We start from the raw sequence: 11,791 nt of genomic DNA, 5'->3' as shown, positions 1-11,791 counted from the left end.
AAAGTTTATTTTTACTCTCTGCCACTCTCCAGTAAAACAAAAAAAGAACGTTGATTTCTCAACGTTCTTCATCAGGCACCTGCACTGACTGGCACAGATAAATGCTACAATATACCGGTGATCGGGGTCGAACCGATACGTCCTCGCGGACACTGGATTTTGAGTCCAGCGCGTCTGCCTATTCCGCCACACCGGCATGGTGTTTATATTGTGGCAGCTGCCCAAAGGCGGTAACCGGATTTGAACCGGTGATGAAGGTTTTGCAGACCTCTGCCTTACCACTTGGCTATACCGCCACAACATTTAAATATATTACACGTTGACTCTTGAGAAGTCAATAACCAATTTAGAAAAATTGGAATTGGGTTAGCTGGATTCGAACCAGCGCATAACGGAGTCAAAGTCCGTTGCCTTACCGCTTGGCTATAACCCAATAAAAAGGGCGGTATGTGGGGATCGAACCCACGTGTGCCGGTGCCACAAACCGGTGTGTTAACCACTTCACCAATACCGCCATAATAAGGTAAACAGGGATAGTAGGAATTGAACCCACACTGACGGTTTTGGAGACCGTAGTTCTACCTTTAAACTATATCCCTAAAAAAATGGAGGAGAGTGGATTCGAACCACCGAACCCGAAGGAGCGGATTTACAGTCCGCCGCGTTTAGCCACTTCGCTACTCCTCCATAAATGGCGCGGGACGGAATCGAACCGCCGACACATGGAGCTTCAATCCATTGCTCTACCAACTGAGCTACCGAGCCAACTTACGGTCCCAACCGGATTTGAACCGGTGATCTCCTGCGTGACAGGCAGGCGTGATAACCCCTACACCATGGGACCATATTGCGGGAGCAAGATTTGAACTTGCGACCTTCGGGTTATGAGCCCGACGAGCTACCAGACTGCTCCATCCCGCGATAATATTAAATTTGGAAAAAGGAGGATGTGGGATTCGAACCCACGCGCGGTATGACCCGCCTGACGGTTTTCAAGACCGTTCCCTTCAGCCGGACTTGGGTAATCCTCCATGCTGAAAATAACAAATATTTTGTTAATGACCCCTACGGGATTTGAACCCATGTTACCGCCGTGAAAGGGCGGTGTCTTAACCACTTGACCAAGGGGCCATACGCTGGTCAAATCTGATTCAGGTACGTCATCCGTCCTAAAACTAAAAGCCGAACGTTACGCCGTAGCACCAGACGACTTAAACTATGATAAAGGAAAATCAGGCGTTTGTCAACGCCAAAACCATTTTTTCTAAAAGTGTTTTCAAATCCCGATCTAATTGGGTTTGGGTCCACTTTTACGCGAACCTGCTTGCAAAAAAATTCAGTTGACAATAACTTTTTTCTCACTTTCGGGGGGGGCAGCCCAACCTTTCTACGGTCCAGAACGCCAGGACAACAAATAGCGCCACGGTTAGCCGGCGATCCGATCGGTGGGGTTGAAGCCCACCGGGATCTTGCCGGTCCCGTCACGCTATTTAGTCATTAACTTGTTGCAGACCTACTGTTGCAAATTCATGGTTGCGCGCTACTCGTCAATTGTTTTTTGTTGGAGAATTTGTAGCCGGGCCCAGACCAAGTCAAGCTCATCGGCGCGAAATTCAACATTGTCTAAGAAATAGATCCGCGGTTCCCCATCTGGATAAACCAGACGATGTTGCAAACCTGGCAAGCAGATGATTGCATCGTAACCTTGGGCCAATAATGCGGCAATATCCCCGTTGGTTTGATCCAATTCAAACTGCCAAGGCGCTTGTTCTTGCCGCGCCTGCCGGTCTAACAGCGCCCGGTAATGCGCCACGTTGCTATCTCGCTGAATCAATGTTTGACCGATTTTGCCGCGTAATAACGGATCACTATTGTAAACTAAGACTGCCTGATACATGTAACCAACCTCCGATCGTCGCGCTAATCAAGCGCTAACCATCTTGAGGATAACACCATTGCGCCAAAAGACAATCCATCCTTAGTCGGAGTCCCCCATTTACGCAATTGGCGTGCCGGCGTTGGCTAAGCTTCGAGTCCAGGTCAGGCTCAGGCCCAAATCAGAATCGTGCTAGAAATCGACTTGGATTGCAATCAATCCTTGGTCTTCTTCTTTCAAATGTTGATCCCAAGTTGCCATATCCGGCACCGCTGAAGCCATGGTTAGGCTATAGGCAAATTCATAAAAGCCAGAGAGATCGACCTTGAAGTTGGTTTCCCAGAAATTATTCATCACCCATGAATATAGGTCGGCTTGGTTTTTAGCACGAGACTGTTCATCACAAAGATGGATCGGATGATGGGCCAAGTCACCAAGGGTCACCAGCGGCGCGTCTTTCAAAGAAATCGCCAGCCCAGTTCCCGCTTGATCACGATAAAGGATCCCCGTATCCAGCATGTAAAACTCGGTATTGGTGCCTGGTAACTGATCGATGCCTGGTCGCATCAAACTACCGGATTTTTTGAAGTAACGCTCGCCGGCCAATTTAAGCGGCAAGGCAAAGTAAAGATTCTCAGGATCCCAGACACTATCTTTTTGAATCCGTAACATACAAGTGATTTTGGCAATGTCTTGATAGATCCGGAGGACATAACTGAATATTTGCGTACCGGCTAATTGGCAATCAATGGCAACCTCGGTGAACACAGGACCCCGTTCCAAGATTCGAATATCCGTGATCTGGCTGTTCCAGCGTTGCGCTTCTTTGCCTTTGCGGTTACGTCCCATTCGGCGGCGTTCCATACAAGGATCGGTTTGAATCGTGGTCTTCTCGTAAATGCCTTGGAAAAGTGGGTGGGCAGCCTGATGATCGATGATATCTTCACCAGTCGGGCGATAAATGATTTGTGCCAAACCCACGTCATTGCTCAATTTAACTGTAAAATATTTTGTTTCGACCGTCGAATCATCGATCAAACCAGGATAAACAATGTCTTTGACGTTTTCGGCGCCTTTCAGCGCTGGACGATAGCGTGGCGGCAGATTGGGCGTCTCCCGCAAACGCAAGCCGATCTGTTTGACCTGCTTCGGCGCGAGGGTCACCACCAGTTCAATTTCGTAAGCCCGAGCCGTGATCATGACTTGACAAGGCAGCACTTCATTGGTTTCCCGATCGTAGGCTTCCACGTAAGGCATCAAGTTGGGCATGATCCGCTGCTTGCCGAAATGTTCCCACGCTTCCATCAGCAAGGTCACATTTTGCGTCACAGTGCGGTCATAGGGATTGATCACCCGATAAAATTGCGGACGATTGGCTTTCGGCATCGCATAATCATCATGCTTCATCAAATAGGCAATCAGCGCCCGATCAATTTCCGTACTGGCGTTGGCCGCATAGGAGAATTTCCGATATTCCAACTCATTGACCAGCGTGTTCCAAGGTTCCGAGGCCGAGGAGCTATACCCCCAGGTGTGCTCCGCAAAGAGCATCAAATCATCCCGGGCAGCTTGGGCCAGTGGACCTTTGACCGTTTTCTCATCGGTCAAATCTTGAAGCAGGCGATAATTCCGGACGGCCCCTTTATAAATCTTAGTGGCCGCTGGTGTCGAGCCAACTCCTTCAGCCCACCAGTCGTTCCAGTCGCCCCGATAAGTTGGGATCTGACTCAGATCAGTTTGCCGCAAGACTTCAAAGAATTGGTTCAGTCCGATCATCTCAACCGTGATCTCATCGCCGTATTCCGCGTTCCATTCCGCGATGGATTCAACAATATCACGATCTGGTCCAGCATTATCTGACATGAATCCAGAAATCATCATGGGCACGAAATCATATGGATAATCAGATTGGGCCAGCTCATCGAAATACCCAAAAATCCGTTTCTTCGCCACTTCCAATTGAGGCGTGCTGAGATCCCCAGCGTACTCATCTTCGATCTGATAACTCATCTGCGCGTTGGGCATCAAATACGTTTCGTTCCCGATTTGATAATGTTCCCCATTCCAGACCAGCACTTTCTCCCCGGTCGGCGCTTCCCACCAAAACGGGATCTGGCTCTTGAACAAGGGGTACATGCCGTGATGCGCGTGGATACAGGTAAAGAGATTGTCGATGCCGTTCTTGGCCAAGGCATGGGCGTATCCCCACGAGAATCCGTTGATATCAGCGGTCATCGCCGAATCGATCGGTCGGGAGAAGCGCTGACCATACTGATGGGCCGCCCCTAAGCAATCACTGAGAATATCGGGATCGACCAATTCGTTCAAATTCAAATAATTGCTACTAAAATCAATGTAGCCCGCCTCAACGTAACGCTCAAACATTTCGATCTGTTCTGGCGTGGCGTTTTCGCGGAAATTCTTCACTTGCCAATAATTCTCGCAAGTCCACACGAAATCGCAATGCCCTTTTTCCGCCAACTCGGCACTCACAATGTCGATGGCTTGAATAATATAGTCCACATGGCACTGCATGATTAATTCCTGAACAGCAGTATAGCCAATGTCTGTATGGGAATGATTGATCAGATATAACTTTTTCATGAAAATCCTCCATTTTCACACGATGCTGATTTTGTGGTCATCGTTGACCTAGCTGCCAAATAGTTTAAACCTTGGATCGTCCGCAGCGACGTATCAAGGCTGGCCCTGATTTCAGGACTGATTCCTTGCCGCGCCAATGTTTGTCTGAAACTCATTTCAAAGTAAGGGAACCCGCGACTGACCTGGCCGCCAAAAACAACTTCATCGACGGCCAACTCAACTAAGTAGGGACCCAACCCTAGGCCTAATCGCTGACCAAACTCCGCCAAAACGGCCAAACTTGCCGGATCGCCTAACGCGGCGGCCGCGGTCACTTGCGGCAATCCAGCCGTGATCCCCTGGCGCTGGCAAAGCTGGACCAGCCCCCTTCCGGACAGTTGTTCATCAATCGTACTCTCACCAAAGGGTTCTCCGAAAATCATGCCCGATTTTGGTAAGCGTCCGCAAGCTTGAAGTTGTTGCCCCGCTCTTAGAAAGGCGGAGCCCAAACCGGTTCCGATTGTGAAGTAGCCGCCACAGCGCTCTTGATCGTGTAAAGCTGCCTCACCAAAGGCGAAGCTCAACGCATCATTGGCGAAAAATAACGACCAATCTGGCAATAAATTCAGTGCCGTTGCACTCAGACTTTTTTTGAAAGCCGTCGCCAGATCATAACCCGCAAGTTGCTCGAATTTATGCAGTCCGTGCATCTGGCTGATCCCCCGTTGATAATCAAAGGGACCCGGAAATGCCCAACCCACCGCACAAATCAACACCGGTTCAGGCAATTTCGCAACCAAGTTCAGACAATGCTGGACCATTTCTGCCACAAACTGCGGGCCTGAACAATCGGCCGCAGTCGGCGTGTAAATCAATTCAGGCAAGAGATTGTCACCCGCGTCGGTGAAAACACCGCTTTTAGTGACGGTACCCCCAACATCAAACATCAATTTCACTTTTTCCATCTGGTCAATTGCGCCTCCTTACCTGATCTGCGCTGATAGCAGCGTGACTTCCTGGCCCTGACTTGGCCCACTGGGGAAGACCCGGAAATCGCCGACACTAGCAGGAATAATCACCGTTTCCCCATAGTGGAGCTGTAACCAAGCCTCACTGGCCGACGTCGCTGTAGCCGGTGCCAGACAAATTTCCTCGCCAGCAACCAGACAGGCCATGATCACATCGCCATGGGTCGTCAAGGTGATGGGCCGATCGAAACGATCACGAATGGTTCTGATGGCTTCACTAGGCGCCAACCCCGTTTCTTCTTGCTGATGACCCGGCGTTTGCCGCAAAGGCTTGATTTGATTGACCAAATGCTGGGTCACCTCGTTCGTGTCACGGCCAAAATCCAAATTGGCCATGCCTCGTTGAATATTGATCGGCCGCGGACGACCATCCAGATCAAGACGATGCCAATCCCACAACTTAAAGGTAAACCGATTCGGGGTCGCGCTGATCTCTAAAACCACCGTTTCCGCGCCGCTGCAATGAATCGTGCCAGCTGGAATCAGGAAATGATCATGGGCCTTGACTGGCAAAAAATTAACAAATTTCTCAGCAGCAAATTTCTGGGTCGTTTGCGCCGTTGTCAAGGCCGACTCCAGCTCGGCAGGATCAACGCCGGTCCGCACGCCCAGGATCACTTGCGCTTGCGGCGCGGCTGCCATAATGTAATAACTTTCGTCTTGCGTGTAAGGCAGTTTAAATTGTTGATAAGCGTATGCAGCGGTAGGATGGACCTGCAAACTCAGATTACCGCCGCCCACCGTATCCAAATAATCGAAGCGGATCGGGAAACTTTCACCGTAACGACCATATGTTTTCTCACCCAAAAGGGCTTGCGGTTTCAACATCACTAGGTCTTGCGCTGGCACTTCCAACACGGTCGTGCCCACTTGGAGCAACAAACTATTCTCTTCTGGCACCCCGTCAAACCCCCACCCCAAGTTCGGCGCGTCCGGTTCGACCCCGAAATTCTCTTGAAGCCAATGACCACCCCAAACGCTTGGTGCGAAATAAGGCTTCAGCCGAAAAGGTCGCTGGGCCAGTTCTCCCATGATTTCCAAGTAATCGGGCGCCGCCACCATCCGAAATTGCTGCGGATCGTTCAAATCTAACAAATAGTCAAATTGACGGAACGCTTTTGCTTTCAGCGCATCCCCTAGGGGCCAGTCGAAGAAGTAACCCCGCTTGATCTTGCGATTCCACGATTCTTGGGCGTTATCACTGTGCCAGTTGGCCTGCCCTTCACGGTAGCGCCCCTGAAGTTGCCAGCGGGTGAGACTGACATAGACCACCAGATCCGCCGCGATCAAACTGGCGGCACCGACACCATAGACCACCGTGCGACCGGGACTGGCGGCCACGTCAGCTTGAAGTTGTCGTAATTTTTGTGGTTCGATCAATTCCGCCAAATCATAATCATGAAACTGACCGAACAGTTCATCATCCGTTAGCGTCGAGTGTAACTTAGCCGTCAAGGCCGCCGGTTCCAAGAAAACCTCATCAGTAGCGAGCACGCGGTCAGCAGGCAACTGCGTCAACAATTGGCCCAACTGACGCTGGTCGACGCCCGGATAACAATCAAAGGCAATCATGGCAGCGGAACTTTTGCTAAGTTCCGCGACGATTTGAGCAAGGTTGCCATAAACTGGCAGCTCTTTTTTCACTTTAAAAATTGGGGTCGCATCATACAATGACAATTCCTCCTTAGCTTGCTACTGACCTTAGTATAGGGGCTGTTGTATCCGTTAACAATAGCGGATTTTGTACATTTCAATGGCTTATCTGGCTTGCATCTAGCCCTATTGTTATATACAATAAAAAGCGATGAAGTTGAATCAAGCATCAACAATTAGGTGGCGATCAACACCGACAGCTGGCTTAAATTTGGATCAGCTTTTTGCATCGATCATCACTTTGCTCACTAAATCGACTGCGGCTGGAGGCCAATCAATGACTGATAAACAACTTCCCTTATACCTGCAAATATCTCAAGACTTGCGTCAACAAATTCAAACGGGAACCTGGCGACCCGGGCAACGGATCCCCACTGAATTTGCCCTGTGCGATCACTACCACGTCAGTCGCATCACGGTTCGTAAGGCCATTGATGAATTAGTCAAGGATAATCTGATCGTCCGTCAGCGCGCTAAAGGCAGCTTTGTGAGTACTTTTGATGAGCGGATCGCCACCCACTACACCTCCTACAAGAGCTTCACCAACGAAATGAAGGAAGTCGGGATCGATATCGAAACGCTCCAAGTCAATGTGCGCTTGGGTTTTGCCGACTACAAATTGAGCAACTACTTACAGGTCGGAGTCGGCGACCAAATCATCATGATCGAACGGGTGCGCGGCGCTCAGGGGAAGGCCTTTGCATACTTCAAGACTTATCTTAAATTCAACCCCTTGCTATCCTTAGAGGCCAGCACTTACCAACACTCCTTCTACGATTATCTCGCCACTTTGGGCATTCGGATCAAGCATGTTCGCGAGATCGTTGAAGCCATCGAACCCAGCAAGAAAGTCGCGCAGATCCTGATGATCCCACAAAAAAAGCCCGTGCTTAAACGGGCGCGGATCGTCAACAATCCGCTGGTTGATTATTACGAATATAGTGAATGCTTTTATATCGGATCACAATACAAATATGCGATCGATTTCACCCAACAACGTTAAAAGAGCCGTAAGATCGCCAGAATCAGCGGTGGGATCAAAAGCGCTGGCAACAAATTCATGGTTTTGAATTGTTTGATTTTGAGAATACTCAGCCCCGAGGCGAAAATCAACAAGCCCCCGACAATCATGATCTCTGTCAACAAGGTCTGATCGATCGCACTACGCAACAACAGCGCCAACAGATAAATACTGCCCTGCCAGACAAAGACCACCGCGGCCACGCTGGCGATGCCAATGCCATAGGTTGCCGCCAGGACCATGGAGGTGATCCCGTCCAGCATCCCATTTGTCAACAGGAGCGTATAATCCTGCTTCAACGCCGCTTCGATTGGACCGACAATGGCCAAAGACCCCATGCAGAACAAGAGAATCGCCGTCGATAAGCCGGTGGCCAGATCGCTTTTGCTATACCGGCGCACCGTGCGATCGAAACGGTTCTCAATATCTAACCATTGCCCAAAAACACCGCCCACCGCCAAACTAACAATGAATAAAACCGGATATTTACTCCGCGGAAGTTGTTGGACAACCGCATTGATTCCCAACCCCACCGCGGCCAGTCCCAGCGCCTGCATAAGAATTTCGTGAAATTCTGGCCGTAGCCCCTTCTTGAAAAAAGTCCCGACAAAACTGCCCACCAGAATCATGCCTACATTAAAGAGCGTTCCCCACATTATTAAATTCCTCCATTTGGCACGACAAGCCTGCGCCACTTAGTTTGATGATCTCGATCCCAAATAACCCCGTGATCCCACCAACGATCGAACGCGCTAACGGCGTCAGAACGTTGGTAAGTCCTAAGGGCGCACCTGGGTTAGTTTGGCTAGCTATGTTAGCACGGTTAGCTTTGGAGCTCAACTGCCGGCTAGTGCTCATCAGCCGCTCCGGAGGCCGTCGGGTTCGTTTCCGCCGCGGCCTCTGTCTGTAAGGTAACCGCCGCTTGATGAATCTGGCGAACACTGTTGATCACCAAAGGAAAACCAATGTAAGGCAACAATTGAATCACGGACCACACAAGTTCTGCCTCACTGTTGCCCGCCTTCAAGCTTCCGCGAGCATGGGCCCGAACTTGAAAATCAACATTCAATGTAATCAGGGCCAACAATTCAAATTTCTCCCGTTCCGCCACGGTAAGAAAGCCACGACAATAAAAATCATTGAAAAAGTGTTGGGTCAACGCGTTGCTGATATAATCCCCGGCGCCTTCCGGCAATTCGGCCAATAGGTTTTTGATTTCATTACCATACAGCTCGCTTTGGACCTGGGCGCCATAATCATCTGGCTGCACCGTTGCCCCTGGCTTAACCGTGACCTGGTTCGCGCGAAAAACTTGATGGATCACATTCAGCGTTGCCAAGACCTTAGGCAGCCCCACCACCGGCGCTAGTTGATAAATCAACTCAACGATTTTCTCTGGTGAAATCTGCGCCTGCCGTGCCAGCCAAGTTTGCGCGGCCACCAAATCAGTCTGTCCCTGCACGGTGAACGCCACCAAGGGAATCAGGACCCGATCCGCTGCTAAGTGCGCCGTGCCACTTTTGACCTGGTCATCTAGCCATGGGGTTACCAATTGTGCCAAGTCACGATCAATCACAGAAATTTGTTGAACTAATTCATTTTGCATTCGCTTGTGCTTCCTTTCATCGTTCGACCCATTCCGACAAGACCCAGTACTGTTTCCTTTAAGAACAACGAGCATCCGCCAACGCACTGATTTCTTCGGCGAATAATTCGAGCGGCTCGTTGACCCAAGTTCGCCAACACTTGACCCCATCAACCCAATCTAACAAAAAAAGCCTGATTATTGATCGACAATCAAGCTTTTATGGTACTTAATAAACGGATTTAACCCAATGACGCTAGGCAGGTGTGATCGTTAACGACTCAATGACCACATCATCGTTAGGCCGATCCTGACCATTGCGCGCCACTCGAGAAATTTCTTGAACAACCGGCATCCCCGCGGTCACTTGACCGAAAACAGTATGACGATGATCCAGCCATGGTGTTCCGCCTTGTTTGTAAGCGGCAATGATTTCCTCAGGATAGTCAGCCTCCTGCATACTTTGCAACATCCGCTTAGGCATATTCGCGTTGGAGACAATAAAGAATTGACTGCCATTGGTGTTCGGACCAGCATTAGCCATGGACAAGGCGCCGGTCAAATTGAAAAGTTCATTAGAGAATTCGTCCTCAAATTCGCCGCCGTAAATACTTTCACCACCAGCGCCGGTGCCAGTGGGATCGCCACCTTGAATCATGAAATCAGGAATGACCCGATGGAAAATAATACCGTCATAATATTTTTTCTGGGCCAATTCGATGAAATTCTTGACGGTCTTAGGCGCCAGTTCATCAAATAATTGAATTTCGATTGTGCCATGGTTAGTCACCAGGGTTGCCTTGCTTCCAGTCGCGTGGGCCAGATCTAATTGTGGGTACGTCATAATTGCCTCCAATAATTTGCTTGATAATCATAGTTTAATACAATTTGCGGTCAGAAGCGACCCTCAGTTAACTTTTTGGCCGCGGTTTGCACTGCTTGGCGTTGGTGGATTACGGATATGGTGGAGCACTCAATGGACAAAAGTAGGTTGGCCGCAGCTTGCGCTGCGAAATTCGGGGTGAGCTCGCTGTGGGCGTCACTTTGAGCTTCGCAAAACCCGCGAATCTCAAAGCTGAGCCTTGTCCTAGGCGGCAGAGCCGCCAAACGTGTTCGCCGACCTAGCTTCTTCCGCTTAGCTACGCAAATATTCCGGAGGCAAAGCCCAGCCTCCAAAATATTTGCTAGGCTAATGCTCAGAAGCTGCCCAGGTCGGCTCTCACTCTCACCCATTTCACGGCGATCTCACCCCGAATTTCTCCGCTCCAGCCGCTCAACGTTATAATAGCCGTTTGAGCACTCACGCCGGCCGGCAGGCTATCGTCAATTGATGTGGATCCGCGCGGTTGACGGCCGTGATTAGTGGTTACAATCCTTGAATTGGTGACACCAGCGCAGTTTGTGTGATGAACCAAGCTAGTTCTTGATGAATCAGCTGAATTGGACGGTTTCCACCCATGAATTGTTGAGAAAACGCGTAGAGATGTCCGACCAATGCAAACTGTACCAGCCTTCTAATCTGAATCAGTTTGCATTGCCGTACCACCTCAAAAGTAGGTTGGCCGCGGCTTGCGCTGCGAAATTCGGGGTGAGCTCGCTGTGGGCGTCACTTTGAGCTTCGCAAAACCCGCGAATCTCAAAGCTGAGCCTTGTCCTAGGCGGCAAAGCCGCCAAGGACAATTTCACGGCGATCTCACCCCGAATTTCTCCGCTCCAGCCGCTCAACGTTATAGCAGTCGTTTGAGCACTCACGTCAATTGGCAAGCTATCGCCAATTGATGAGGATCCACGCAGTTGACAGCCGTGGTTAGTGGTCACAAGATTTAAATTGGTGACACCAGTACAGTCGGTCTGATGAACAGAGATAGTTCTTGGTGAATCAACTGAATCGGTCGATTTCACCGGGAATTGTTTATGGAGCAGGTAAAGGTGTTCAACCAATGCAAACTGTACCAACTAACTAATCCAAATCCGTTGGCATTGCCGTACCACCTCATAAGAGGGAATTGTTTTGACCTCTACCTTGCAAAACCACTTCGTTAAAT

The 11,791-nt window shown here is 49.9% G+C and carries 11 protein-coding genes and 11 tRNA genes; 1 reads left to right on the top strand and 21 read right to left on the bottom strand.

What is annotated here, in order from left to right; translation table 11 throughout:
* Positions 1 to 112 precede the first annotated feature (112 nt).
* The 15 genes from EKM94_RS04110 to EKM94_RS04040 form a co-directional block, all read right to left on the bottom strand.
* Positions 113 to 196 (bottom strand) — tRNA-Leu (locus tag EKM94_RS04110).
* Positions 197 to 225: 29 nt separating this feature from the next.
* Positions 226 to 296 (bottom strand) — tRNA-Cys (locus EKM94_RS04105).
* Positions 297 to 361: 65 nt separating this feature from the next.
* Positions 362 to 433: transfer RNA gene (locus tag EKM94_RS04100), tRNA-Gln, on the bottom strand.
* Between the two features lie 8 nt (positions 434 to 441).
* Positions 442 to 514 (bottom strand) — tRNA-His (locus EKM94_RS04095).
* Positions 515 to 528: 14 nt separating this feature from the next.
* Positions 529 to 599 (bottom strand) — tRNA-Trp (locus EKM94_RS04090).
* Between the two features lie 7 nt (positions 600 to 606).
* A tRNA-Tyr gene (locus EKM94_RS04085) sits at positions 607 to 687 on the bottom strand.
* Positions 688 to 692: 5 nt separating this feature from the next.
* A tRNA-Phe gene (locus tag EKM94_RS04080) sits at positions 693 to 765 on the bottom strand.
* 6 nt (positions 766 to 771) lie between these two features.
* Positions 772 to 844 (bottom strand) — tRNA-Asp (locus EKM94_RS04075).
* A gap of 3 nt (positions 845 to 847) precedes the next feature.
* Positions 848 to 921, bottom strand: a tRNA-Met gene (locus EKM94_RS04070).
* Between the two features lie 20 nt (positions 922 to 941).
* A tRNA-Ser gene (locus tag EKM94_RS04065) sits at positions 942 to 1,031 on the bottom strand.
* Positions 1,032 to 1,059: 28 nt separating this feature from the next.
* A tRNA-Glu gene (locus EKM94_RS04060) sits at positions 1,060 to 1,131 on the bottom strand.
* A 409-nt stretch (positions 1,132 to 1,540) separates the two neighbouring features.
* Positions 1,541 to 1,897 (bottom strand): hypothetical protein, encoded by a 357-nt coding sequence (locus tag EKM94_RS04055; protein WP_125597901.1) that lies wholly within the window; start codon positions 1,895 to 1,897, stop codon positions 1,541 to 1,543.
* A gap of 171 nt (positions 1,898 to 2,068) precedes the next feature.
* Positions 2,069 to 4,480 (bottom strand): glycoside hydrolase family 38 N-terminal domain-containing protein, encoded by a 2,412-nt coding sequence (locus tag EKM94_RS04050; protein ID WP_125597898.1) that lies wholly within the window; start codon positions 4,478 to 4,480, stop codon positions 2,069 to 2,071.
* Positions 4,477 to 5,424, bottom strand: coding sequence for an ROK family protein (locus tag EKM94_RS04045; protein ID WP_125597895.1), 948 nt, complete (start codon positions 5,422 to 5,424; stop codon positions 4,477 to 4,479). The genes EKM94_RS04050 and EKM94_RS04045 overlap by 4 nt, the downstream gene beginning before the upstream one ends.
* Before the next feature lie 18 nt (positions 5,425 to 5,442).
* Positions 5,443 to 7,158, bottom strand: a complete 1,716-nt coding sequence (locus tag EKM94_RS04040; RefSeq protein ID WP_125597892.1) for a class I mannose-6-phosphate isomerase — start codon at positions 7,156 to 7,158, stop codon at positions 5,443 to 5,445.
* A 259-nt stretch (positions 7,159 to 7,417) separates the two neighbouring features.
* Here EKM94_RS04040 and EKM94_RS04035 point away from each other — a divergent pair, with 259 nt between their 5' ends.
* The gene (locus EKM94_RS04035; protein ID WP_125597889.1) at positions 7,418 to 8,143 is read left to right on the top strand and encodes a GntR family transcriptional regulator; all 726 of its coding nucleotides are present in this window, start codon (positions 7,418 to 7,420) and stop codon (positions 8,141 to 8,143) included.
* Here EKM94_RS04035 and EKM94_RS04030 read toward each other — a convergent pair.
* The 6 genes from EKM94_RS04030 to EKM94_RS04005 form a co-directional block, all read right to left on the bottom strand.
* Positions 8,140 to 8,817 (bottom strand): DUF554 domain-containing protein, encoded by a 678-nt coding sequence (locus EKM94_RS04030; RefSeq protein ID WP_125597886.1) that lies wholly within the window; start codon positions 8,815 to 8,817, stop codon positions 8,140 to 8,142. The genes EKM94_RS04035 and EKM94_RS04030 overlap by 4 nt on opposite strands.
* Positions 8,818 to 9,008: 191 nt before the next feature.
* Positions 9,009 to 9,767 (bottom strand): carboxymuconolactone decarboxylase family protein, encoded by a 759-nt coding sequence (locus EKM94_RS04025; RefSeq protein ID WP_164511095.1) that lies wholly within the window; start codon positions 9,765 to 9,767, stop codon positions 9,009 to 9,011.
* A 235-nt stretch (positions 9,768 to 10,002) separates the two neighbouring features.
* Positions 10,003 to 10,590 (bottom strand): peptidylprolyl isomerase, encoded by a 588-nt coding sequence (locus tag EKM94_RS04020; RefSeq protein WP_125597879.1) that lies wholly within the window; start codon positions 10,588 to 10,590, stop codon positions 10,003 to 10,005.
* A gap of 50 nt (positions 10,591 to 10,640) precedes the next feature.
* Positions 10,641 to 10,979, bottom strand: coding sequence for a hypothetical protein (locus EKM94_RS04015; RefSeq protein WP_125597876.1), 339 nt, complete (start codon positions 10,977 to 10,979; stop codon positions 10,641 to 10,643).
* Positions 10,943 to 11,161, bottom strand: a complete 219-nt coding sequence (locus tag EKM94_RS04010) for a hypothetical protein (protein WP_125597873.1) — start codon at positions 11,159 to 11,161, stop codon at positions 10,943 to 10,945. The genes EKM94_RS04015 and EKM94_RS04010 overlap by 37 nt, the downstream gene beginning before the upstream one ends.
* Before the next feature lie 109 nt (positions 11,162 to 11,270).
* Positions 11,271 to 11,702: a hypothetical protein gene (locus EKM94_RS04005; RefSeq protein WP_125597870.1), complete on the bottom strand. Its 432-nt coding sequence runs from the start codon at positions 11,700 to 11,702 to the stop codon at positions 11,271 to 11,273.
* Positions 11,703 to 11,791: the final 89 nt, after the last annotated feature.

This window comes from Lapidilactobacillus achengensis, assembly GCF_003946655.1.
GTDB classification, from domain to species: Bacteria; Bacillota; Bacilli; order Lactobacillales; family Lactobacillaceae; genus Lapidilactobacillus; species Lapidilactobacillus achengensis.
This window is presented reverse-complemented; position numbering and strand designations above follow the sequence as displayed.

Coding starts and splice junctions, on each gene's coding strand:
- EKM94_RS04050 (WP_125597898.1), bottom strand. CDS start 4,480: ATGAAAAAGTTATATCTGATCAATCATTCCCATACAGACATTGGCTAT.
- EKM94_RS04035 (WP_125597889.1), top strand. CDS start 7,418: ATGACTGATAAACAACTTCCCTTATACCTGCAAATATCTCAAGACTTG.
- EKM94_RS04055 (WP_125597901.1), bottom strand. CDS start 1,897: ATGTATCAGGCAGTCTTAGTTTACAATAGTGATCCGTTATTACGCGGC.
- EKM94_RS04045 (WP_125597895.1), bottom strand. CDS start 5,424: ATGGAAAAAGTGAAATTGATGTTTGATGTTGGGGGTACCGTCACTAAA.
- EKM94_RS04015 (WP_125597876.1), bottom strand. CDS start 10,979: ATGGGTGAGAGTGAGAGCCGACCTGGGCAGCTTCTGAGCATTAGCCTA.
- EKM94_RS04025 (WP_164511095.1), bottom strand. CDS start 9,767: ATGCAAAATGAATTAGTTCAACAAATTTCTGTGATTGATCGTGACTTG.
- EKM94_RS04020 (WP_125597879.1), bottom strand. CDS start 10,590: ATGACGTACCCACAATTAGATCTGGCCCACGCGACTGGAAGCAAGGCA.
- EKM94_RS04030 (WP_125597886.1), bottom strand. CDS start 8,817: ATGTGGGGAACGCTCTTTAATGTAGGCATGATTCTGGTGGGCAGTTTT.